The organism is Pseudomonas sp. MM211, from assembly GCF_020386635.1.
In the GTDB taxonomy this organism is placed as follows: Bacteria; Pseudomonadota; Gammaproteobacteria; order Pseudomonadales; family Pseudomonadaceae; genus Aquipseudomonas.
Map to the genome: position 1 here is coordinate 4,277,567 of NZ_CP081942.1, position 20,800 is coordinate 4,298,366.

Annotated in this window: 25 protein-coding genes; 11 read left to right on the forward strand and 14 right to left on the reverse strand. The window is 62.0% G+C overall.

Translation table 11 applies throughout. The annotated features are described in order from the left end of the window. Nucleotides 1-33: 33 nt before the first annotated feature. A complete protein-coding gene (locus K5Q02_RS19645) occupies nt 34-525 on the reverse strand; it encodes an MgtC/SapB family protein (protein ID WP_225839781.1) in 492 nt (163 codons plus the stop codon). 220 nt (nt 526-745) lie between these two features. On the opposite strand from K5Q02_RS19645, the gene K5Q02_RS19650 reads away from it, so the two are divergent. From K5Q02_RS19650 to K5Q02_RS19660, 3 genes are read left to right on the forward strand one after another with little or no spacing between them, the layout of a single operon-like run. Beyond that, on the forward strand, nt 746-964 hold the full coding sequence (locus tag K5Q02_RS19650; protein ID WP_225833400.1) for a hypothetical protein: 219 nt from the start codon (nt 746-748) through the stop codon (nt 962-964). Between the two features lie 9 nt (nt 965-973). Next, on the forward strand, nt 974-1,600 hold the full coding sequence (locus K5Q02_RS19655; protein ID WP_225833402.1) for an NAD(P)H-binding protein: 627 nt from the start codon (nt 974-976) through the stop codon (nt 1,598-1,600). Further along, nucleotides 1,597-1,845: a hypothetical protein gene (locus K5Q02_RS19660; protein WP_225833403.1), complete on the forward strand. Its 249-nt coding sequence runs from the start codon at nt 1,597-1,599 to the stop codon at nt 1,843-1,845. The genes K5Q02_RS19655 and K5Q02_RS19660 overlap by 4 nt, the downstream gene beginning before the upstream one ends. 239 nt (nt 1,846-2,084) lie before the next feature. Here K5Q02_RS19660 and K5Q02_RS19665 read toward each other — a convergent pair whose 3' ends face one another. Beyond that, nucleotides 2,085-4,541 carry a glycogen/starch/alpha-glucan phosphorylase gene (locus K5Q02_RS19665; protein ID WP_225833405.1) on the reverse strand — a complete coding sequence of 819 codons (2,457 nt, stop codon included), beginning with the start codon at nt 4,539-4,541 and terminating at the stop codon, nt 2,085-2,087. 19 nt (nt 4,542-4,560) lie between these two features. Next, on the reverse strand, nt 4,561-4,959 hold the full coding sequence (locus K5Q02_RS19670) for a DUF2513 domain-containing protein (protein WP_225833407.1): 399 nt from the start codon (nt 4,957-4,959) through the stop codon (nt 4,561-4,563). 232 nt (nt 4,960-5,191) lie between these two features. Between K5Q02_RS19670 and K5Q02_RS19675 the strand changes: the two genes are divergently transcribed. Next, complete coding sequence (locus K5Q02_RS19675) at nt 5,192-5,569, forward strand: Rho termination factor N-terminal domain-containing protein (protein ID WP_225833409.1); 378 nt, start codon at nt 5,192-5,194, stop codon at nt 5,567-5,569. Nucleotides 5,570-5,597: 28 nt separating this feature from the next. Continuing rightward, nucleotides 5,598-5,858 carry a YgaP-like transmembrane domain gene (locus tag K5Q02_RS19680; protein WP_225833411.1) on the forward strand — a complete coding sequence of 87 codons (261 nt, stop codon included), beginning with the start codon at nt 5,598-5,600 and terminating at the stop codon, nt 5,856-5,858. 56 nt (nt 5,859-5,914) lie between these two features. On the opposite strand, the gene K5Q02_RS19685 is transcribed toward K5Q02_RS19680, so the two are convergent. Beyond that, nucleotides 5,915-6,304: a hypothetical protein gene (locus K5Q02_RS19685; RefSeq protein WP_225833412.1), complete on the reverse strand. Its 390-nt coding sequence runs from the start codon at nt 6,302-6,304 to the stop codon at nt 5,915-5,917. Nucleotides 6,305-6,500: 196 nt separating this feature from the next. On the opposite strand from K5Q02_RS19685, the gene K5Q02_RS19690 reads away from it, so the two are divergent. Further along, on the forward strand, nt 6,501-6,950 hold the full coding sequence (locus tag K5Q02_RS19690; RefSeq protein ID WP_225833414.1) for a MarR family winged helix-turn-helix transcriptional regulator: 450 nt from the start codon (nt 6,501-6,503) through the stop codon (nt 6,948-6,950). Between the two features lie 208 nt (nt 6,951-7,158). Next, nucleotides 7,159-7,587, forward strand: coding sequence for an organic hydroperoxide resistance protein (locus tag K5Q02_RS19695; RefSeq protein WP_225833416.1), 429 nt, complete (start codon nt 7,159-7,161; stop codon nt 7,585-7,587). A gap of 70 nt (nt 7,588-7,657) precedes the next feature. On the opposite strand, the gene K5Q02_RS19700 is transcribed toward K5Q02_RS19695, so the two are convergent. Beyond that, nucleotides 7,658-7,933: a putative quinol monooxygenase gene (locus K5Q02_RS19700; RefSeq protein WP_225833418.1), complete on the reverse strand. Its 276-nt coding sequence runs from the start codon at nt 7,931-7,933 to the stop codon at nt 7,658-7,660. A gap of 58 nt (nt 7,934-7,991) precedes the next feature. Then, entirely contained in the window at nt 7,992-8,729 is a 738-nt protein-coding gene (locus K5Q02_RS19705; protein WP_225833420.1) for an SDR family oxidoreductase, read from the reverse strand. A 274-nt stretch (nt 8,730-9,003) separates the two neighbouring features. On the opposite strand from K5Q02_RS19705, the gene K5Q02_RS19710 reads away from it, so the two are divergent. Beyond that, complete coding sequence (locus tag K5Q02_RS19710) at nt 9,004-9,918, forward strand: AraC family transcriptional regulator (protein ID WP_329959543.1); 915 nt, start codon at nt 9,004-9,006, stop codon at nt 9,916-9,918. A 63-nt stretch (nt 9,919-9,981) separates the two neighbouring features. Here K5Q02_RS19710 and K5Q02_RS19715 read toward each other — a convergent pair whose 3' ends face one another. The 6 genes from K5Q02_RS19715 to dnaX all read right to left on the reverse strand — a co-directional run bounded on the left by K5Q02_RS19715 (nt 9,982) and on the right by dnaX (nt 17,425). Then, nucleotides 9,982-12,471 (reverse strand): TonB-dependent siderophore receptor, encoded by a 2,490-nt coding sequence (locus tag K5Q02_RS19715; protein WP_225833421.1) that lies wholly within the window; start codon nt 12,469-12,471, stop codon nt 9,982-9,984. A gap of 136 nt (nt 12,472-12,607) precedes the next feature. Continuing rightward, nucleotides 12,608-13,555: a FecR domain-containing protein gene (locus tag K5Q02_RS19720; RefSeq protein ID WP_225833422.1), complete on the reverse strand. Its 948-nt coding sequence runs from the start codon at nt 13,553-13,555 to the stop codon at nt 12,608-12,610. 3 nt (nt 13,556-13,558) lie between these two features. Next, nucleotides 13,559-14,065, reverse strand: coding sequence for a sigma-70 family RNA polymerase sigma factor (locus K5Q02_RS19725; protein ID WP_225833424.1), 507 nt, complete (start codon nt 14,063-14,065; stop codon nt 13,559-13,561). A gap of 161 nt (nt 14,066-14,226) precedes the next feature. Beyond that, complete coding sequence (recR, locus tag K5Q02_RS19730; protein ID WP_225833427.1) at nt 14,227-14,826, reverse strand: recombination mediator RecR; 600 nt, start codon at nt 14,824-14,826, stop codon at nt 14,227-14,229. Nucleotides 14,827-14,981: 155 nt separating this feature from the next. Beyond that, nucleotides 14,982-15,308 (reverse strand): YbaB/EbfC family nucleoid-associated protein, encoded by a 327-nt coding sequence (locus K5Q02_RS19735; RefSeq protein WP_042555660.1) that lies wholly within the window; start codon nt 15,306-15,308, stop codon nt 14,982-14,984. 17 nt (nt 15,309-15,325) lie between these two features. Then, nucleotides 15,326-17,425, reverse strand: coding sequence for a DNA polymerase III subunit gamma/tau (dnaX, locus tag K5Q02_RS19740; protein ID WP_225833429.1), 2,100 nt, complete (start codon nt 17,423-17,425; stop codon nt 15,326-15,328). Nucleotides 17,426-17,872: 447 nt separating this feature from the next. Between dnaX and K5Q02_RS19745 the strand changes: the two genes are divergently transcribed. After that, nucleotides 17,873-18,094: a hypothetical protein gene (locus tag K5Q02_RS19745; RefSeq protein ID WP_225833431.1), complete on the forward strand. Its 222-nt coding sequence runs from the start codon at nt 17,873-17,875 to the stop codon at nt 18,092-18,094. A 116-nt stretch (nt 18,095-18,210) separates the two neighbouring features. Then, entirely contained in the window at nt 18,211-18,498 is a 288-nt protein-coding gene (locus K5Q02_RS19750; RefSeq protein ID WP_042555657.1) for a DUF3509 domain-containing protein, read from the forward strand. 60 nt (nt 18,499-18,558) lie between these two features. Here K5Q02_RS19750 and K5Q02_RS19755 read toward each other — a convergent pair whose 3' ends face one another. After that, nucleotides 18,559-19,131, reverse strand: coding sequence for a DUF1287 domain-containing protein (locus K5Q02_RS19755; protein WP_225839785.1), 573 nt, complete (start codon nt 19,129-19,131; stop codon nt 18,559-18,561). A 181-nt stretch (nt 19,132-19,312) separates the two neighbouring features. Between K5Q02_RS19755 and K5Q02_RS19760 the strand changes: the two genes are divergently transcribed. Next, the gene (locus K5Q02_RS19760; RefSeq protein WP_225833433.1) at nt 19,313-19,489 is read left to right on the forward strand and encodes a PA1571 family protein; all 177 of its coding nucleotides are present in this window, start codon (nt 19,313-19,315) and stop codon (nt 19,487-19,489) included. A gap of 12 nt (nt 19,490-19,501) precedes the next feature. On the opposite strand, the gene pdxB is transcribed toward K5Q02_RS19760, so the two are convergent. Continuing rightward, on the reverse strand, nt 19,502-20,653 hold the full coding sequence (gene pdxB, locus K5Q02_RS19765) for a 4-phosphoerythronate dehydrogenase PdxB (RefSeq protein ID WP_225833435.1): 1,152 nt from the start codon (nt 20,651-20,653) through the stop codon (nt 19,502-19,504). Between the last annotated feature and the right edge of the window lie 147 nt (nt 20,654-20,800).

A 20,800-nucleotide genomic window follows, 5' to 3' on the forward strand; every position in this document is an offset into this window, starting at 1 on the left:
GGAGCGCATAACGGCCCAAGCGTTCCAGCGGTTTCAGCGAGGGCGCTTTTCCAGCCAGGTGATGAAGTGCGGCACAGTGTTGAAAATGAACAGCGCCAGCAGCGTACCCAATACAGCCGTCGCCTCACGGCCCATGCCGACGGTGATGCCAATGGCAGCGGTCAGCCAGATACCGGCAGCCGTGGTCAGGCCCTTTACCTCGGCCATGGAGTCACCCTTGATGATGGTGCCGGCACACAGAAACCCAATGCCCGCCACCAACCCCTGGATCACCCGGCTCATGGCATCGCTCTCGGCGCCCATCTGCGCAGGCACCAACACGAACAGCGCCGAGCCCATGGCTACCAGCATATGCGTGCGAATGCCTGCGGCCTTGCCGCTGGTTTCCCGCTCCAATCCCAGCAAGCCGCCCAACAGCGCGGCCAACAGCAGACGCAGGGTGACTTGGGTAAATTGCTCGGGCGTACTCAAATCAGAAAATTCGTTGGCCAGCGTGGCCAGTACTTCGTCCCAGAAACTCAAGATGATCGCTCCCAGCCTGCACTGATCCATATGAACGCACTGCCACAGCCGAGGCGCTGTTGGCGCTTCGCTATCGACCTTGCCGGGGGCGATAGGTTTGGCTTTTTTGCGAGCTGACCGTCTGGCGAAAAACCTGAACGGGCGTGAACCCGGCCCAGTCTGTTTGGTTAACACCTGCGACGTGACTTCAACCCATCACGTCGCTCGACGAATGGAGGTTCGAATGTCCAGAAATCATTACTTTCTCGTCAGCTACAAGCTGGGAAACCAGAAAAAATCGACTGAGGTTCAGGCTGAAGCGCCAGCGCTTACGCCCGAGCAGGCGCGCCACCATATCGAATCGCTGCACAGCAGCGAACTACCCAGTGAAATCACCGACATCGACGTGAAGCCACTGGGCGATACCGGCGACCAGGAACCTGGTCAGATTCGCCAGAGCTGAGCACGCACCATGAGCGACCCGAACGTGATTGAGAAAATAGCCCTGTACGGCGCACCGGATCGGATGACCGATGCCCTGCTGGAGGCCATGTCGAGCAAGGGCCTGCAGGCTATCGTGATCGTCAACGACCCCACTGATATCGCCGCCCGCCCAAAGCTGAGCGCCAAGAGCGGCAACCCGTTCGATGCTGCCAGCGTGGCGCGTAGCGTTGCTGGAGTGGACGCGGTGATTGCCGTGTTGAGCAGCCGCCAGCTCCGCGCCGGCTGCGACGTCGACGGTTTCGTGCGCACCTACGATGCCATCATCGCGCTGCTCGAGGGGCTGCCCAGCGCACGGGTCGAGCGTCTGCTGCTGATCGGAGACCACGGCTGGCTGGACGCCGCCGCCCATCTGCCGGGCGAGAAGGTCGAACACCTGCAGCACAGCCTGCACAAATCACCACTGGCCTGGACGCTAGTGGATGCGCCCGGCCATCGTCCGAGCGACAGCCAGACGACCGCTCGGGATGGCGACCATACCGCAATCATCACACTGCAACATTATGCCTGCAGCGTGATAGACCAATGCCTGCTGGGGACGAGCGTCAATCAACGCATACACGTCGACTCTCGCCCACAGGCCGAGGAGGCACCATGAGTACTGAAAGCTATATTCTGTTGATGATCTCGGGCTGGCTGCTGGTGTCGGCCGCCATGCTCTGGGGCATGCTGCGCCTGGTCAACCGCTACCAGCTCGAAGCCCAGCTGGCCGAGGAATTCCCTCCTCTGCCCACCTCGCCTACCAACCAATCCTGGCGGCTCCAGCACGCACCGCGCCGAGCGCGACTGCGCGAGCGTGCCTATCGGACTTATCAGCAGCATCAGCACGCGCTGACTAGCTAGGTGCAGACATTGCAGGAGCCGCGACCCCGGGGCGAATGGTGGCCATAATTCGTTTTTCGGTATGGCCTCCATCGCATTGCGCCGAGGTCGACGCTCCAACATTGATGGCGTGGCCATAAACAGGTGCACCACCAGTTGGCGCGATGCATTCCTTCTCCAAACAACTGCGCTTCTCCAGGCAAAAGAAAACGCCCGTCTCGTGACCGATGACGGGCGTTTTTTCATTGCACCGACGGCGCTCAGTCGCCGATGCCCGCTACTTTCCAGATGTCCTTAGCGTATTCACGGATGGTGCGATCCGACGAGAACCAGCCGGTGCGTGCAGTATTGAGCACTGCCGCCTGCCACCAGCGATCCGGGGTGCGCCAGAGCATGTCGACCTTGCGTTGCGCGTCCCAGTACGCCTGGAAGTCTGCACACACCAAGAACCGGTCATGGGCCAGCAGACCATCAATCAGGCCGGTATAACGACCAGGATCATCCGGCGAGAATACCCCGGAACGAATCGCTTCCAGTGCGCCAGCCAGGCGCTCGGACGCCGCCACCTCCGCGCTCATGCTCAAGTCTCGACGCGAACGCGCGGCGACCTGCTGAGCGGTCATACCGAAGATGAACATGTTCTCGCGGCCGATCTGCTCGGACATTTCCACGTTGGCGCCATCCAGGGTGCCAATGGTCAGCGCACCGTTAAGGGCGAACTTCATGTTGCTGGTACCGGAGGCTTCCAGCCCCGCAGTGGATATCTGCTCGGAGAGGTCGGCCGCGGGAATAATCACCTCGGCCAGGCTGACATTGTAATTGGGGATGAACACCACCTTGAGCATGCCGCGCAGGGTCGGGTCGACGTTGATGGTGCGACTGATGTCGTTGGCCAGCTTGATGATCAGCTTGGCCTGGTGATAGCTGGCCGCCGCCTTGCCGGCAAAGATTTTCACTCGCGGCGCCCAATCGGTGGCAGGGTCGTTACGCATCGCCTGGTACAACGCCACGGTGTGCAGCAGGTTGAGCAACTGGCGCTTGTATTCGTGGATGCGTTTGACCTGTACATCGAAGATCGCCTGGGTATTGAGGCTGATACCCATACGTTCACGAACCAGCTCGGCCAGCTCGAGCTTGGCGTGCTGTCGCTGTGCGGCGAACTGCTTGCGGAACGAGGCTTTGCTCGCGAACGGCTCGAGCTTCTTCAAGGTGCTTTCTGGCGTATCGAGCAATTCTTCACCCACGGCGCTGACCAGCAACTCGGTCAGTCTTGGGTTTGATTGATACAGCCAACGGCGGAAGGTCACGCCATTGGTCTTGTTGTTGATGCGCTCTGGATACAGGCGATGAAAATCGCTGAATACGCTCTTGCGCATCAGGTTGGTGTGCAACGCCGATACCCCGTTGATGCTGTGCGAGCCGAGAAATGCCAAGTTGCCCATACGCACACGGCGGCCATGCTCTTCATCGATCAGCGAGACGGAGCGCAGCAGGTCGAAATCGTGGATCTCCTTGGCCCGCAGTGAATCGATGTGATACGCGTTGATCAGGTAGATGATCTGCATATGCCGCGGCAGCAGCCGCTCCATCAGCGACACCGGCCAGGACTCCAACGCCTCGGGCAGCAACGTGTGGTTGGTGTAAGACAGCGTGGCGACGGTCAGCGCCCAGGCCTCGAACCATTCCAGGCGATACACGTCGACGAGCAGGCGCATCAGTTCGGCGACGGCAATCGCCGGGTGGGTGTCATTGAGCTGAATGGCGACACGATCAGGCAGCGAGTGGATATCGAGGTTCGTCTCCAGATGCCGCGCGATCAGATCCTGCAACGAAGCGGAAACGAAGAAGAATTCCTGACGCAGGCGTAGCTCCTGACCCGCTTCGGTGCTGTCGGCCGGATAGAGCACACGAGAAATACTTTCGGCCTTGACCACGTCGGCGACTGCGCCAAAGTGATCGCCAGCGTTGAAGCGCTCCAGCTTCAGGTTTTCCTCAGCGCGGGCGCGCCACAGGCGCAGCGTATTGACGCTGGAATGGCGCCAGCCGACCACCGGCGTATCGTAGGCGATAGCCCGAATCTGCTCGCTCGGCAACCACTCATGACGCGGCACTTCGCTGGACGCAGCCAGATCGGCCACGCTGCCACCAAAACCGATGCGGTAGCTGACCTCTGGACGTTCGAACTCCCAAGGGTTGCCGAAATCCAGCCAGGTTTCGGTGTGTTCCTGCTGCCAGCCGTCGACCACCACTTGGCGGAATAGGCCGTGCTCATAGCGAATGCCGTAACCATGGGCGGCGATATTCAGCGACGCCATGCTTTCCATGAAGCAGGCGGCCAGGCGGCCCAGGCCACCGTTACCCAACGCTGCATCAGGCTCCATGTCGCGAATCTGCTCGAAATCCACACCCAGCTGCGAAAGCGCCTCGCGAGCAGTATCTAGCAGGCCGAGGTTGCTCAGGTTATCGACCAACAGGCGACCGATCAGGAACTCCAGCGAGAGGTAATAAACCCGCTTCTGCTCTTGCCGGTCGACCTGTAGCGAGGCGTCTTCCCAGTGATCGACCAGATGATCGCGGGCGGCCAGGGCGACGGCTTCGAACCAGTCGTGATCAAAGGCATTACCCGGATCCTTGCCGACCGCGTACCTGAGCTTGGCCAGGATCAGTTGTTTGAAAGTTTCGACGTTGTCTGTTGCTTTCGCTGCTTCCTCGGCCATCACAGGTTCACTCCCTGAATCAGTTATAGACGTGACCGTTGTGGCCCTCGTCGGCACCGCTATTGGCGGCGAACAGCATGGATTCGGCGGTGGGTGCGTTCTTCAGGCCTTCGTAGGTGATGCCACCAGCGCGTGCCTGCAGGAAGGCTTTCTTGGCTTCCCACAGCGCTTCTTCGCGAATGCCGTCGAGCAGGTCGTGGCCGGTCAGGGTCAGGCCATTGGCGATAGCGACGGGCGCACCGTTCCACGGGTGATGCTGGGAACACTCGATGAGATTGGCCTGGCACATCAAATGAATATGGTAGCTGACGGCTTCAGCGGAGTGCTGGCCGACATCCTGCGGGTAGAAATGATGCCCGGTTTCCAGTGCCTCGATCTGCAGCAGCAGCTCACGGATCAGTTCCCAATCTCGTTTCATCGTCGCTCTCCTCATGAAATTGTCAGTGGCTGTCAGGCGCATTCCAGAGCCTGGGGGCGCCCTGCCCCAAAAGTACTTAGCAATGAGTACGCCACGCGCGACAGAGTTCAATCCGTAGAGCCATTTGCCGACGACCATTCATCTATCGTCATGAACTCGCCCCGCTCACTGCCATTCACAACGCTACTGGCCGCGTGCCGGTCTCTGATCCATGAAGCTCGAGGAGACTCCCATGCCAAGCGGAAGCAAAGACAAGTACACCGTAGCTCAGAAACGCAAGGCTGCAGCGATCGAAGCCAGTTATCAGGAACGCGGCGTGCCCACGGACGAAGCTCGCGCGCGCGCCTGGGCGACCGTGAACAAGCAGTCCGGTGGTGGTGAACGGGTCGGCGGCTCCGGGCGCAGCACCAGCCCCCGAGCGAAAGCCGAGGCCCGCCAGGACTCAGCCCGCCAGGCAGCCTCGACACGCCGCGGCGAAGTACGCCCCGACCGGCCGCTGGAGAGCCGGAGCAAGCAGGAGCTGCTGCACCTGGCCCGCGCCCGGCAGATAACCGGCCGCTCGAGCATGCGCAAGGCCGAACTGGTCAGCGCCCTGAAGAAAGCATCTTGATAAGCAGCCCCATGAACGGAGTAGCGGCATGACTGAGCAGACCAAGCACGACAGCGCGATCAACCTGGCGCCCATGGAGCGGGTGATTTCCATTGCCGGCGGGGTGATGCTGATTCGCAAGGGGTTGGCCGTGCGCGGCGTATTCGGCCTGGTGGACATCGCGGCAGGCGCGCTGGGCCTGTTTCGCGGAGTGACCGGCATCTGCCCGGCGAAGCGGCGCATGGCCGCCGCAAGAAAACCTGCAGGCACCGTGAAACGGCTACCCGCGCCACAACGCCTGCTCGGCTAACGTTGAGCCTGCCGGATGTGCCGAGGGGCACATCCGCTTCATTCAACGCAGGTCGTTCAGCGGTAGGAACAGATCATCGCCAGAAACTGGTTTTCCGTGCTGGTGCCGTGGGGCGCGGCTTCGTCCCAGAGCAGCAGTTCGCCATTGTAATAAGCGAAATACAGCGCGCCCTGCTGCTCGTCGCGGCTGGCGAATCCGCATACGGCGAGATCATCGCCAGCCGCGCTTGCAGCGGTGCCGAACAACGATTCGAAGCTGATGCCGCGCGGGTCGATGGCGGTGAACAGGCTGGCCTTGGCCGCCTCAACGTCGGCATCGGAGGGAGTCACCATTACGCGCGTCGGGTTGATCTTGCCTGCGACAGGTACTTGAGGCACGGGCGGCCTGGTGTGGCTGCAACCCGCCAGTATCAGTGCAGCGGCAAGGCCGGCCAGCAAGATTTTCATACGTTCACTCCGGTAAAATCCGATCAGGACTGCCGAGCACTCTTGCACCATGTTTGCACAAAGGTGGCCAGCGACTCGGCATTGTATGCCGGATACAAGCCAGCTCGTCTGCGCCGGGTCACGCAAACAACTAGTATCGGTGCGGTTGGCGCGATAAATTGCGCCATCCGCCCTGCCCCCCGACTCCGGAGCCTCCATGACCACCGACGACACCTGCGCCGATCTGCTGCTCGACAATCAGGTGTGCTTCGCCCTGCATTCGACCTCACTGGCGATGACCAAGGTCTACAAGCCGCTGCTCAAGAAGCTCGGGCTGACCTACCCGCAGTACCTGGCCATGCTGGTGCTGTGGGAGCGTGACGGCATCACCGTGGGCGAGATCAGTGCTCGCCTGCTGACCGACCCGGGGTCGCTCACGCCATTGCTCAAGCGCCTGGAAGCCGAGGGGCTGATCACCCGGACGCGCAGCAGCAGTGACGAGCGTGTGGTGCATCTGCAGCTCACCGACAAGGGCCGGGCCCTGCATGCCGAGGCTCGGCAGATTCCCGGCTGCATCATCAACGCCAGCGCACAGACCGCCAAACGCCTGGCCAGCCTGACCGCCGAACTCACCGCACTGCGCAAGCAGTTGCAGGAAAGTCTCTGACCCCAGCGCCTCGGTTGCCTGGCTGCGTGGCAGGTCTACACTCAGCTTCGTCTACTGGCCACGGATTCGGGCTCTAGAGCCCGATACGGTGAGCCACAAAAAATATCTTGCGCACCAACTAAATCAGGAATAGAGTCCATCTCAAGCAAATAACTTGCGCACAAATGTTTACCACGCAAATCAAAACTACGAACTGAGGACTTCCATCATGTCTATCGAAACCGTTGCCTACCGCGCCTACGCTGAAGCCACTGGCGGTCGTGAAGGCCGTGCCATTTCCTCCGACGGCGTGCTCGATGTCGCACTCACCACACCGAAGGAGCTGGGCGGCGCTGGCGGCCAGGGCACCAACCCGGAGCAGCTGTTCGCGGCTGGCTACTCGGCCTGCTTCCTGGGTGCGATCAAATTCGTGGGTGCCCGTGACAAGCACAAGGTCTCGCCGGACAGCTGGATCGAAGGCATCGTCGGTATCGGCGCAGTGCCTACCGGTTTCGCCATCGAGGTGGAACTGAAGATCACCCTGCCGGGCCTGGATCGTGAAGAGGCCAAGGCGCTGATCGACAAGGCGCACATCGTTTGCCCTTATTCGAATGCCACTCAGGGCAACATCGACGTGACCCTGACCCTGGTCGAGTGATCGCCGCGCTGAACGCATGCTACTGAACGACAACGCCCCGGATAATTCCGGGGCGTTGTCGTTTCAGGGCTCAGGCAGCGCGGCTCTCCAGATGCTGGATAGCCCCGCTACGCCAGGCACTGTCCAGCACCTCCTGCAGCAGTGGTGCACCGAAGTAACGATCCAGATCGGTAGATGACTGCCAACTGCCATGCAATTGCCAGCGCTGCCCGTCCTTCTCTAGCTCGAATGCCACGCAGCCTTCAAGGCCACGCACCGGTTCCAGCAGGTCACGCAGGTAGCCGCCCAGTTCTTCGCAGCGGCCAGGTGGAGCTTCAAGTACGGTGATGTGGGTCTGCATGAGCATGTCTCTCCTCACGAATGAGTGGCGGCGCCCAGCAGTGGCGCCGCCACTTTAGGGCACCTCAGTGGATGCTTGCAGTGGGACGCACCACCAGTTCGCTGACGTCGACATCCGCTGGCTGCTCGATGGCGTAGGCAACGGCACCGGCGATGGCATCGGGTGTGATGGCGATCTTGCGGAACTCGCGCATGGCCTCACGGGCGCCCTCGTCGGAAATGCTCTCGGCCAGCTCGGACTCGACCACGCCGGGAGAGACCAGAGTGACGCGAATGTCACCGCCCACTTCCTGGCGCAGGCCATCGCTGATCGCCCTCACCGCGTACTTGGTGGCGCAGTACACCGCTGCCGTCGGCGACACGCGGTAGGCACCGATGGATGCCACGCTGATGATCTGCCCACTGCGCTGGCCTTGCATAACCGGCAAGACGGCAGCGATACCGTGCAGCACACCGCGGATATTGACGTCGATCATTCGGTTCCACTCGTCGATCTTCAGCGCCTCGATCATCGACAGGGGCATCACGCCAGCGTTGTTGATCAGCACGTCGACGCGGCCATATTCAGCCAGTGCGGCGTCCACGAAGGCTTGAACATCGGCGGCATCGGTGACGTCCAGACGGCGGGCGATAGCCTGGCCACCGGCAGCGCCGATCTCTTCGACCAGTTGCTGCAAGCGCTCGACACGGCGCGCGCCGAGTACTACCCGAGCGCCCTTCTCTGCCAGTAAGCGAGCGCAGCCTTCGCCGATTCCGCTGCTGGCGCCAGTGATCAGTACGACTTTTTCTTGGATATTGGACATGACGAGATCCTCTGGTAGTGCGGCTCACTGCGCCGCGATAGGTACAGAGGTTAGGGCTCAGGGTGATTTGGCGTTAGTCGATTACTGGAACATTCTTGCCCGATCCTGCAGAAAGGGAGATCAGAGCAATTGCCCCGCTCCCGTGAGAGCTGGCGTGCAGATATTAAATTGCCTATTTCTCTCATATGCTTGCCCATTCCTGTGGACTACGCCTGCCGCACAGGACGTCTGGGCAATTCCCGGATAATCTGCGCCCAGAATCAGGAGTGACCCCATGATGCAACCCGATCAGCTCGATGAACTGGCCGCCCGGCAACTCGAACTTGCCAATCTGATCAAGCGCAAAGCGCTCGGCGAAGGCATGCACGACACCCTTATCGAAGGCTTGAGCCTCGCCTACACGGCAGCGCCCAGCCTGCCGATGCCGACGCTCTACCGCCCATGCCTGTGCATCATTGCCCAGGGCCGCAAGGAGATCCGTCTCGGTGCGGAGCAGTACTTCTACGACCCGCTGAACTACCTGGTGGCCTCGGTGACCCTGCCGGTTACCGGCCAGGTTATCGAAGCGACACCCGAGTTGCCGTACCTGAGCCTGAAACTGGACATCGACCCGGCGATGATCAGCAGCCTGCTCGCCGAGGCGGGCCCGATTGGTCTGCCAACCCCTGGCCCCAACCGCGCGCTGTTCGTCGACCGCCTTGATCCATCGATGCTCGATGCGGTGATCCGCCTGCTGCGCCTGCTCGACACTCCGCGCGATGCCGCCATGCTGGCGCCGCTGGCGCTGCGCGAAATTTTCTATCGCCTACTGCGCAGCCCCCAGGGTCAGCGCCTGCGCGAGCTGGTCATGGCCGATAGCCAGAGCCATCGCATTGCCCGGGCGATCGAATGGATCAACCAGCATTACGACAAACCGCTGCGCATCGAGGAGCTGGCCCGCGAGGTCAACCTCAGCGCCTCGACCCTGCATCACCGTTTCAAGGCGGTCACCGCCCTGAGCCCGCTGCAGTACCAGAAGCAACTGCGCCTGCAGGAAGCTCGCCGGCTGATGTTCAGCGAAGGCCTGGAAGCAGCTTCGGCCAGTTTCCGCGTCGGCTACGAAAGCCCCTCGCAGTTCAGCCGCGAATACAGCCGCCTGTTCGGCGCGCCACCGCTGCGCGACATGCACAGGCTGCGCAACGCGGGCTGATCGCAGAAACGAAAAAACGCGTCACCGATCTGGGTCGGTGACGCGCTTTTTTACATCAGCCCCCTAGAACCTTTGCGTGAGGGTTGCCGTCACACTGCGCTCCTCGCCCAGATAGCAGGCGGCAGCCGAGTAGCAGGACGCCACGTAGTACTCGTCGGTGAGGTTGTTGGCGGTGAGGCGCAGCGAGGTTCCGCGCAGCCCGACTTGCTTCAGGTCATAGCCAACGGACGCATCGAACAGGGTGTAGGACGGCACCTCGAAGTCGTTCAGCTCGCTACCCTTGCTCTTGCCCACGTAACGCGCACCGGCGCCAACCGTCACGCCGACGAGCGCCCCATCGGTGAAGCTGTAGTCCGCCCACAGCGTGGCCATCTGCTCCGGTGTCTGCGGTGGGTTATTGCCCTTGGCATCCACCACGCCCGTGCCGCTGTTGACGAAATAGGACTTGCTGTAGGAAACGTCCGCGTAGGTGTAGCTGGCCATCAGCTGCAGATTGTCGATGGGCCGGAAACGCGCCTCGAGCTCGACGCCTTTGGACTCGATCCCGCCCACGCCTTTGTAGAAGCTGTCGGTGACCAGGCTGTTTTCCTTGGCGTAGAGGTTTTCCATTTCCAGATTGAAGAACGACAGGGTGTAGAGGTCGTCGGTGCCGGGCGGCTGGAACTTGATACCGGCCTCCCACTGCTCGCCCGTGGTCGGGTCGAGAATCTGCGCCCCGCTGGAGTAGTTGGACGTCGGGTTGAACGAGGTCGAATAGCTGACGTAGGGCGACACGCCATTGTCGAAGGCGTAGAGCACGCCGGCATGGCCGCTGAGCTTCTCGCCCTGGCTGTCATTCTGGCCGTTGATCTCATCGTCGATGGACACGTCGTACCAGTCCTGACGCAGGCCCAGGGACAGGTTCCAGTTGTCGATCTCGATCAAGTCCTGCACGTAGAGACCTGTCTGTTTCTGCCGGCGCAGGGCGTCGGTCACCGGGGTGATGGCAGTCAGGCCATTGTTGTCGTAGACCGGATCGAACACGTCGATGGGCGTGACCGAACCTGGCGGCTGCAGTATCGAACCGTCACGCTGGTCGGCGATCTTGTTCTTCGAGTACTGATAATCCAGGCCCAGCACCACGGTGTGCAGGGCGGCGCCAGTGGCGAATTCGGCCTGCAGCATGTTGTCGACGATCCACGCATGCAGACGCTCCTGGCCGCCACTGTAGCCACGGTACAACTCGTTGCTGGTGTCACTCAGGTAACCCGAACCCCAGATCTGGCTGTTCGACACCCGCGCATCCACATAACGGAAATTCTGTCGGGCACTCCAGGTGTCATCGAAACGATGCTCGAACTCATAACCGACCATCTGCTGGGTTCGGGTGAACTCCTCGACGGCCGGGTCGCCCTCGAAGAAGCTGCTCGAAATGCGCTGGCCATTGCGTTTGTGCAGGGTACCGGAGGCCGGCAGGCTGCCGTGGTAGCCGCCGTTGGGGTCGTCCTGCAGGTAGGCGTAGAGCGTCATGAAGGTGTCTTCACTGAGATTCAGCGCCAGGCTGGGCATCAGCGCATAGCGAGTCTCGGTAACGTGATCGGCCTGGGAGTCGGCATCCTTGGCCAGCCCGACGACGCGGTAGGCGATGTTCTCGTTCAACGGCCCGGTGACATCGAAACCCAGTGACTTGCGGTTGTTGTTGCCGTAGGAGATATCGACCCGCCCGGCCTGGGTGAACTCGGGACGCTTGGTGGTGATGGCTGCCAGGCCACCGGGATTGCTGCGGCCATAGAGCACCGAGGACGGCCCCTTGAGCACGTCGATACGCTCGATGAAGTACGGATCGATCTGCAGGCTGCTGTAGGAGCCGGGATCGCCCATGGACTTCAGGCCATCGATGATGATGTTGTCCACCGAACCGTCGTTGATCCCGCGGATCGCCAGGTAGTCGTAGCGGTGCGTGTTGCCATAAGGATTGGTAAGTACGCCCGGGGTGTAGCGCATCGCATCGGCAGCGCTGGCAGCGCCCTGTTTCTCGATCTGCTCGCGGGTAACCACCGAAACGCTCTGCGAAGTCTTCAGCAGTTCCTTGCTGGTCTTGGTCGATACGCTGCTGTGGGTAGCGTTGTAGCCGTCCATGCTGCCCAGCGCATTGCCGAGGGCGAAAGCACGCACAGCAGTGCTCTCCAACTCGAGGGAGCCTGCGCCGGCCTGACTCGCGGCCTGCAGCGAGTAACCGCCATTGCCGTCCGTGGTGGCCTGCAGACCACTGCCCTGCAGCAAGCGGGAGAACCCCTCGTCGATGCCAAACTCGCCCTGCAGGCCGGGGCTCTGCTTGCCTTCGGTAAGCCGTCCATCCACCGACAACAGCACCCCCGTCTCGGCCGCGAAGCGGCTCAGTGCCGCCGACAGCGGGCCGGCGGGAATCTGGTAGCTGCGAGCGCTCTGCTGGTAGCCGTCAGCCTCGACGACCTGGGCATGGCCAAGCAGCGGCGACAATGCCGCCAGCGTCAGTGTGGCAAGGCGAATGGAGCGCCGCAGATAGCTCGGCGAGAAGCGGGGACTGGAGTACATGGGACTTCCTCATTGCAGGGGCCGCGCATGACACGCAAGGGCCGGATGCACTGAAGCCAAGCGAAACCCAAAAAGGGGAACCACTGATTGCGATTTTTTTGCGAAGGCCGCGAAAACGCCGCACTGCACACGTTCTTCAGGCCTCTAGCGGTTCGAGCGTCACCCACCACGGCAGGCGGCGATTGACGCGTATCGGCAGGCTGCCCTGCAGCGCGTCGAGAATGCGCCCGGTGTCGCCCAGCGGATAGGCGCCGACCAATCGCAGATCAGCCACCCGCGGATCGCAGGCGAGATAGCCGGGTACGTGCTCGGCCAGTTCCTCGATGAAATCGCCCAGCCGCCGGTTATCGGCCAGCAGCACGCCGCGGCTCCAGGCCTCGCGGGCGCGATCCACCGGCTCGCCCGCAGCGATGCCATCAGGGCCGATACGCGCTTGGTTGCCTGCCTGCAGAACAACCGGCGCAGCGCCATTGGCGGGCTCGATACGCACCGCGCCGGCGAACACGCTGAGCTGGGTGAAGCCATGGCCCTCGCGCACGCCGAAACGGGTGCCCAGTGCATGCAGTCGCCCGTGCGCGGCCTGCACCAGTAGTGGGCGCGGATCCTCAGCTGTCTCGATCAACACCTCGCCCTGGAAAAGGCGCAGCAGGCGAGCAGACGCGCTGTAGTCGATATCCACTGCGGTACGGCTGCTGAGCCACAGGTGGGTGCCATCGGCCAGACGCGTATCGCGGATCTCGCCGGTTCCGGTTCGTTCGCTGGCGACCCCGGCGCGCCATGGACGCCCCTGCCCCGCCACCGTCAGCACGCCGGCTGCGCCCAGCAGTGCGAACAGGCCAAGCACCTGGCGGCGGCTACGGCCTGTGCTGCGCAGCGCTTGGCCGGCAGCCTGGCGGCGGGTATCGGTGGGCAGTCGGGTGAACTGGCCACTGATCGCCTCGACTCGCTGCCAGGCCACCGCATGCTCGGGACGCGCCGCCAGCCACTGCCGCCAGGCCTGCTGCTGATGGTCACTGACAGGGGGATCGGCCAGTACCGCAAACCACTCGGCGGCTTCCTGCAGGGTTCGGTGATCGGCGTTCATCGCTCAGCCCTCGGCCAGCAGCAGACACTGCAGCATCGCCTGGGCCATGTATTTCTTCACCATGCGCTCGGAAACCTGCAGGCGCAGGGCGATGGCTGCGTAGGTCAGCCCGTCCAGTTGCGACAGCAGAAACGCCTCGCGCACCTTGCTCGGCAGGCGCAGCAGCATGGCGTCGATGGCCAGCAGGATTTCGATGATCAGCTCGGCCGCTTCCGGCGAGGGAGCATGCTGCTCTGGCTGCAAGGCCAGGGCTTCGAGGTAGGCACGCTCGACCGCCTGGCGCCGCCAGTGATTGACCAGCAGCGAATGAGCGATGGTCGACAGATAGGCCCGCGGCTCACGCAGCGCTGGCAGTTCGCGCTCCTTGCTGAGCACACGCAGGAAGGTGTCTTGCGCCAAGTCCGCCGCATTCTCGGCACAGCCCAACCGCCTGCGCAGCCAGCCGTTCAACCAGCTGCTATGCTCGCGATACAACTGCTGCAGGGACTGCTGAGAGGAAACAAGCGACATCGAGCACACCATCACCGCACCTGAACAAGGCATTAATGGTAATGCTTCTCAGAAGCGAATTACAGGAATTCGTAGCCTGCTGATCCGTAGCCTGGGTTGAGCGTAGCGATACCCAGGGAGCGATTTTCCGGGTATCGCAGCGGCTACAACAGTGACTCGGCTCAGATACTGATCGGACGGCGGCCTGCCAGTGCATGGGCCAGAGTGCCGCCGTCCACCAGCTCCAGCTCGCCACCGAGCGGCATGCCGTGGGCGATGCGCGAAGCCACCAGGCCTTTGCCGGCCAGTAACTGGGCGATGTAGTGGGCAGTCGCTTCGCCTTCCACGGTCGGGTTGGTCGCCAGGATCACTTCACTGAACTGGCCGGCCTCGATGCGCTTCAGCAACTCGGGAATACCGATGGCCTCCGGGCCCAGCCCGTCGAGCGGCGAGAGATGGCCCTTGAGCACGAAATAACGCCCGCGGAAACCGGTGTGCTCCACGGCGTACACATCCATCGGCCCTTCAACCACGCAGAGCAGGCTGTCGTCACGGCGCGGGTCGAGGCAGATCTGGCAGAGCTCGTCTTCACTGAGGCTGCGACAGGATTTGCAGTAACCGACACCGTCCATGGCCTGGTTCAGCGCCTGTGCCAGCCGTACGGCGCCGTTGCGGTCGCGTTCGAGCAACTGCAGGGCCATGCGCTGGGCAGTCTTCTGGCCGACGCCGGGCAGGATGCGCAGGGAATCGATCAGTTGGCGGATCAGGGGGCTGAAGCTCATGGTGCGAGGCTCGACGATGAAAGCGGAGATATAGGGGAAAGCGTTGTTACGCAGGCTTCACGGCGGTAGCAGTCGTGCGATTCGGTGGGCTAAAGCCCACCCTACCTATGCGCGCGGGCCGTAGGGTGGGCTTTAGCCCAGCAAAATCGACTGCTTTAGAACGGCATCTTGAAGCCTGGCGGCAATTGCATGCCGGAGGTCATACCGGACATCTTGTCCTGGCTGTTGGCTTCGATCTTGCGCACCGCGTCGTTGACGGCAGCGGCGATCAGGTCTTCGAGGATTTCCTTGTCTTCCTGCATCAGGCTGTCGTCGAGGCTGACGCGCTTGACGTCATGGCGACCGGTCATCACCACGCTGACCAGACCAGCACCGGATTGACCGGTTACCTCGGCATTGGCCAACTCCTCCTGCATCTTCTGCATTTTTTCCTGCATCTGCTGTGCCTGCTTCATCAGGCCGGCCATGCCACCTTTCATCATGATGTTGTCCTCGGTAGTCAGGGATTAACGACGGTATCGACGGGTTCAATGCTGCCCGCGCGCACGGAGGCGGCGAACTGGGAAATCATCTGTTGGATCAGCGGGTCGTTTTGGATCGAGGCCTCGGCATCACGCTGGCGGTTAGCGCGCTTGAGCGCTGCTGCCTGGGCGGGTGTCTCCTGCTCAGGCTTGATCAATTCGATACTCAGTTGCAGCTCACGGCCATGGTAGGCATTGAGCGAATCGTTCAGGCGACGCTGCTGGGTCGCGTTGAACAGTGCACTGTGGGCAGGATCCAGGTGCAGCAACCATTTGTCACCCTCGACGGCGATCAGGCTGCAGTTGGCGGCGATGCTGCCCGTCATGCCGCTCAGGCCCAGCTTCGGGAATAACTCGAGCCAGTCTGCAGCCAGGCCGGTGGCCGGCAGTGACGCTAGCTCGGGCTCGGCTTCCGGCTGCTCATCGGCGAGTACATCGGCGAAATCGTAATCCAGATTCTCGGCATCCATCGCCACGTAGTCGTAGTCACCGGGTGGTGGCTCATCATCGCTGTCGGGTGGATTCAGATCGTTGCTGTCGATCACCGGCACGTCGGCCAGCTCCGGAACGGGCAGTGCCGCCTCCGGCTCGGGTTGCGCAATCTTGGCCGGCTCTTCTGCCTTCGGCTCTGGCTGGGCCTGCACGGCGGTAGACGGCTGAGGCGCTTCGCTGACCGGTGCTACGGGCTCGACGACCTTGGCCTCGACCGGCGCCTCCTCCCACGGCGGCGTTACCACGGGCGCCGGGGCAGCAACGGCCACGGGCGCAGTTACCGCTGGCGGGATGGGCGCTGGTTCGACAACAGGCTCTGCTGCTAGCTGCACCACTGTGGCCGGCGCAGGCTGGCTCGCGGCGACCGGAATCTGCGGCGCAGCACTGACAACAGGGGTCGACGCAGCAGACGCTACGTCGGCCACCGGAGTTGTCTGGGGATCAGCCTTGGCCTGGCTGATCCCCAGTGGCTTTAGCGCCACCCTCGGGGCAGCGCCCTCGCCCGCTGGCCTGAACGCCAGCATGCGTAGCAGCACCATCTCGAAGCCGCCACGCGGATCCGGCGCCAGCGGCAGGTCGCGTCGGCCGATCAGGCCCATCTGGTAATAGAACTGCACGTCTTCGGCCGGCAGTGCCTGGGCCAGGCCGAGAACCCGGTCGCGGTCGCCCTGGCCGTTATCCACGGCATCCGGCAGCGCCTGGGCGATGGCCACGCGGTGCAGCACATTGAGCATTTCCGCCAGCACGCCACTCCAGTCCGGGCCTTGTTCGGCGAGCTGGCGCACCGCTTCGATCACACCACGGGCGTCACCTTCGATCAGCGCATGCAGCACGCCGTACACCTGCCCATGGTCGAGGGTACCGAGCATGGCGCGCACATCGGCAGCGAGCACCTTGCCTTCACCAAAGGCGATGGCCTGGTCGGTCAGGCTCATGGCGTCGCGCATGGAACCGTCGGCCGCACGGCCGAGCAGCCACAGGGCGTCGTCTTCGAAAGGAATGTTCTCGGCACCCAGAACATGGGTGAGGTGTTCGACCACGCGCTCTGGCGGCATGTTCTTCAGGGAGAACTGCAGGCAGCGCGACAGCACAGTAACCGGCAACTTCTGCGGATCGGTGGTGGCGAGCAGGAATTTGACGTGGGGTGGCGGTTCCTCGAGCGTCTTGAGCAAGGCGTTGAAGGAACTGGTGGAGAGCATGTGCACTTCGTCGATCAGGTAGACCTTGAAGCGCCCGCGGCTCGGCGAGTACTGCACGTTGTCGAGCAGCTCGCGGGTGTCTTCCACCTTAGTGCGGCTGGCGGCATCCACTTCGATAAGGTCGACGAAACGCCCTTCATCGATCTCCCGGCACACCGAACAGGTGCCACAAGGGGTGGAACTGATGCCGGTTTCGCAGTTCAGGCACTTGGCGATAATCCGCGCGATGGTGGTCTTGCCCACGCCCCGTGTACCCGTAAATAGGTAGGCATGATGCAGGCGCTGGCTATCGAGTGCGTTGATCAGTGCCTTCAGCACATGGGTCTGCCCGACCATTTCGCGAAACGACCGCGGGCGCCATTTGCGTGCAAGAACCTGATAACTCATTGAAAACCGTCGCCAGAGGAAAGCAAAAGAGGACTAATGCTAGCTCAAATAGGCCTATCAGTGCGACGCCGATCGGCGGACATGAAAAAGACTGCAATCAGGGCTGGCTAAATTTTATACAGCCACGTATAGTCCGTCCCGTTCGTACCACGCTGCAAGTCATTCGGCCTTATGGCCTTCTCGATGGTTTCCTGGCAATCGGCATCCAAAGGATGCACGCACAACTGCCAAGACCCCCTCCGCTGACTGATCTGGCCGTCCCGCTCACGCGCAGACCGTCGCCAGCCTTCCGAAGTACAGACCCGCTCTAGCTTTCACCTCACTATATAGGTGGAACTTAAAAGCGCGCAGTCCGCTCCGATAATCAATCCCATTGGCCCAAGCCAGTGCCCGGAGCCCTCTCTTATGGCGCGATTATGTGCCCGTAGTATCAGGAAACACCCGAATATGAATACCAACCAACAAATCCAGACCGCTATCCATACCCTGTCCAACGCTTTCGCCCCGCTTGCCTGCCATATCCTGGCAACCCGCAAGGGCAGCTTCAGCTTCACAGTCGTGGATCACACCGGTGTCGCGCAGCACAGCCAACGCCTTTACCCCGGCCAATATTGCGACGATTCCCTGAAAGGCGTGATCGAACGCACCCGCAAAGCGCTGCGTCGCTGATCCAAGCAGTGAATTTGCAAACAACGTCACTATTAAGGGAGCGAAATAGTAGCCATCGTCGAACTAAATGAATCCTAGTTACTCATAGGTATTCATACTTCAACTGGAGTTCGTCAATGGAAAATAGTAATCGACAGCTTGTCGACCAGCTATTCGCCCCCCTACGCGCCACCTTCAGTCGGCCTCGCCCGGACGGCAGCATCGTTCTCTCCCTGATCGATGAAGCCGATACCACCGCCTACAGCCGGGTGCTGCAGAAGCTGCAGCTGAACGACTCGAACGCTTTCGCCCAAAGCCTCGAAGACATCCGCCTCGAGCTCGCCGTCAGAGCCGGCAACATTCCGGCCGAAATGCGCAAGATGCTCAAGGAACAGGACAGCGTGATCAGCTACCACCACGCCTGATACGTGTCCGCAACGAAGCCCCGCAGCCCTGACAGGCGCGGGGCTTTGTCGTTTTTGGGCTTAGCCCGGTGCGAAGCGGTAATGACCAATGACGGGAAAGCGAAACAGAATGGCCTCCTCGCGGGTACCAGCGCCGATGTTGTGCAGGATCAACGGCTCGCCCGCAGCGGACAGATGATCGGAAACGATACCGATATGGGTCAGACCGCGCCCCAGATCCCAGGTGACGATATCGCCCGAGCGATAATCACGGGCATCCCGACTGACCTGCTGCCCCATGCCCTGGCGTTGGAACCAGGTCATCAGATTGGGCACGCGACGATGGTCGATATTGCGGTCGGGGCGGCTCAGCCCCCAGTGCTTGGGATAGGCGGAGAAATTCGCGGCCATGTCCACATGCACCGCTTGCTGCAGATCCAGGCCTTGCAGACGCAACGCGCGGATCACCACGTCAGTGCAGACACCGGTTTCCATCGGCACATCACCGCCAGGATAGTCGATGCGCCGGTAAGCGGGATCGTAGGACAGGGTTACGCCGACCTGCTCGCGAGCCCCACTCACCAACGTCGCCGGTTCCACGGCAAGTACGTGCAGGCTCAGCAGCCAACCCAACAGCAACAATGATGATCTCAGCACTCCATGCTCTCCCTTCAAAGCCAAAACCGTTCGACGGACTCTCTTCTTTATCCGGTAATTTTTTGCGACAGTATGGCTGGGCAAAGTTGAAGCCATATTGGGATGCCCCCCATCGCCAGATAACGTCGCCAAGCATAGATGCCGGTAGACAGCGCGAACACCTGATGAGGAAACCACAATGAGCAGCCCTGACGAGCAACACGCCAATCAAGCAAGTGCACAATCGGAAACCAGCCATGGTGCCGTGATCGACCCTCGCGGCCGGGAAATACCGATCACCGAAAGCATGATCCAGCAAGCCTGCAACGAGCTGGACGAACAGTGGTTCAAGCCCAAGGATGAAAACCCTTCCTGACCACCCAGGCTGTTAACCAGCGCTGATCACGCGCGCGCCCAGCGCCGTGATCAGCGCTTGCAGTCGCTCGTCACTGCCGAGCAGCTCGACGTCCAGCCCTTCGATTTCTCGCCGCATCGGATACTGCTTGCGCAGCAGATCGAAGCCGGCCTTGCGCGCCTGCACGTCAGCGACCAGGCTGCGACGCAGGCCTGCATCATCACGGCGCGGGTCATAGACCGCCCGGCAAAGCGTCGCCAGTGCCCAGGCAGGATCACTGCCAGCGCCGATGCTGAGGCGCGGTAGCCAGCGCTCGGGCGTCAGCGCATCCAGCGTCAGCTGCGGCGAGATGCCTTGGTGCCGGCAGAACGCGTCGTAAATCTGCGCCGTGCCACGTAGCTTGCCATCAAGGCTGTAGCCAGCGATGTGCGGCGTGGCGATATGGCACAGCGCAGCCAGGGCCGGCTCCACCAGTGGCTCGCCTTCCCAGACATCCAGCACCACGTGCAGATCGATCCCTTGCTGCAGATGCTCGCACAACGCGGCGGTATCCACCACCGCACCACGACTGGCGTTGATCAGCCAGGTGCCGGGAAGCAGCGCCTGCAAGCGCTGCGCATCGATCAGATGCCGAGTGGCGAACTCACCTTCGCGCGTCAACGGCGTGTGCAGGCTGATCACGTCGCACTGCTCGATGATCTGCTGCAGGTCGACGAAATCCCCACCTTCGGCGCGCTCACGCGGTGGATCGCAGACCAGCACGCGCCAGCCCAGACCGCGCAACACGCGCACCAGCCGCTCGCCGACCTGGCCGGCGCCGACTACCCCATAGGTACGCTGCGTCAGGTCACTGCCCAGACGCTCGGCAAGCACCAGAAGACTGCCGAGCACGTAGTCCACCACACCGCGTGCGTTGCAGCCCGGTGCGCTGCTCCAGGCGATACCGGCCTCGGCGAAATACCCAAGATCCAGGTGATCGGTGCCGATGGTGCAGGTGCCCACGAAGCGCACTTGGCTGCCTTCCAGCAGTGCCCGGTCGACGCTGGTTACCGAGCGCACCAGCAGCAGCTCGGCATCGCCGAGGGCGGCACGGTCGATGGCACGGCCGGGGAAGCGGCGAATCTCGCCGAAACCGGCGAAGAACTCATCGAGCAGGGGAATGTTTTCGTCGGCAACTATGCGCATGGATATCTCCGCAATCAGGCCGGCATTCTAACCGGATGCACAGCCCGGGCTCTGCACGAAAAACATCTGCGCTTCGGCTGTGCGGCGTTGAAACAGTTTCCCGGCGCCTTTCCTGACCGATCCGTCAACGCGTAGACTGTGCGGTTT

Bases quoted from the DNA above. Each gene is read 5' to 3' on its own strand.
- K5Q02_RS19650 (WP_225833400.1), top strand. From the start codon at position 746: ATGTCCAGAAATCATTACTTTCTCGTCAGCTACAAGCTGGGAAACCAG.
- K5Q02_RS19655 (WP_225833402.1), top strand. From the start codon at position 974: ATGAGCGACCCGAACGTGATTGAGAAAATAGCCCTGTACGGCGCACCG.
- K5Q02_RS19660 (WP_225833403.1), top strand. From the start codon at position 1,597: ATGAGTACTGAAAGCTATATTCTGTTGATGATCTCGGGCTGGCTGCTG.
- K5Q02_RS19665 (WP_225833405.1), bottom strand. From the start codon at position 4,541: ATGGCCGAGGAAGCAGCGAAAGCAACAGACAACGTCGAAACTTTCAAA.
- K5Q02_RS19670 (WP_225833407.1), bottom strand. From the start codon at position 4,959: ATGAAACGAGATTGGGAACTGATCCGTGAGCTGCTGCTGCAGATCGAG.
- K5Q02_RS19675 (WP_225833409.1), top strand. From the start codon at position 5,192: ATGCCAAGCGGAAGCAAAGACAAGTACACCGTAGCTCAGAAACGCAAG.
- K5Q02_RS19680 (WP_225833411.1), top strand. From the start codon at position 5,598: ATGACTGAGCAGACCAAGCACGACAGCGCGATCAACCTGGCGCCCATG.
- K5Q02_RS19685 (WP_225833412.1), bottom strand. From the start codon at position 6,304: ATGAAAATCTTGCTGGCCGGCCTTGCCGCTGCACTGATACTGGCGGGT.
- K5Q02_RS19690 (WP_225833414.1), top strand. From the start codon at position 6,501: ATGACCACCGACGACACCTGCGCCGATCTGCTGCTCGACAATCAGGTG.
- K5Q02_RS19695 (WP_225833416.1), top strand. From the start codon at position 7,159: ATGTCTATCGAAACCGTTGCCTACCGCGCCTACGCTGAAGCCACTGGC.
- K5Q02_RS19700 (WP_225833418.1), bottom strand. From the start codon at position 7,933: ATGCTCATGCAGACCCACATCACCGTACTTGAAGCTCCACCTGGCCGC.
- K5Q02_RS19705 (WP_225833420.1), bottom strand. From the start codon at position 8,729: ATGTCCAATATCCAAGAAAAAGTCGTACTGATCACTGGCGCCAGCAGC.
- K5Q02_RS19710 (WP_329959543.1), top strand. From the start codon at position 9,004: ATGATGCAACCCGATCAGCTCGATGAACTGGCCGCCCGGCAACTCGAA.
- K5Q02_RS19715 (WP_225833421.1), bottom strand. From the start codon at position 12,471: ATGTACTCCAGTCCCCGCTTCTCGCCGAGCTATCTGCGGCGCTCCATT.
- K5Q02_RS19720 (WP_225833422.1), bottom strand. From the start codon at position 13,555: ATGAACGCCGATCACCGAACCCTGCAGGAAGCCGCCGAGTGGTTTGCG.
- K5Q02_RS19725 (WP_225833424.1), bottom strand. From the start codon at position 14,065: ATGTCGCTTGTTTCCTCTCAGCAGTCCCTGCAGCAGTTGTATCGCGAG.
- recR (WP_225833427.1), bottom strand. From the start codon at position 14,826: ATGAGCTTCAGCCCCCTGATCCGCCAACTGATCGATTCCCTGCGCATC.
- K5Q02_RS19735 (WP_042555660.1), bottom strand. From the start codon at position 15,308: ATGATGAAAGGTGGCATGGCCGGCCTGATGAAGCAGGCACAGCAGATG.
- dnaX (WP_225833429.1), bottom strand. From the start codon at position 17,425: ATGAGTTATCAGGTTCTTGCACGCAAATGGCGCCCGCGGTCGTTTCGC.
- K5Q02_RS19745 (WP_225833431.1), top strand. From the start codon at position 17,873: ATGAATACCAACCAACAAATCCAGACCGCTATCCATACCCTGTCCAAC.
- K5Q02_RS19750 (WP_042555657.1), top strand. From the start codon at position 18,211: ATGGAAAATAGTAATCGACAGCTTGTCGACCAGCTATTCGCCCCCCTA.
- K5Q02_RS19760 (WP_225833433.1), top strand. From the start codon at position 19,313: ATGAGCAGCCCTGACGAGCAACACGCCAATCAAGCAAGTGCACAATCG.
- pdxB (WP_225833435.1), bottom strand. From the start codon at position 20,653: ATGCGCATAGTTGCCGACGAAAACATTCCCCTGCTCGATGAGTTCTTC.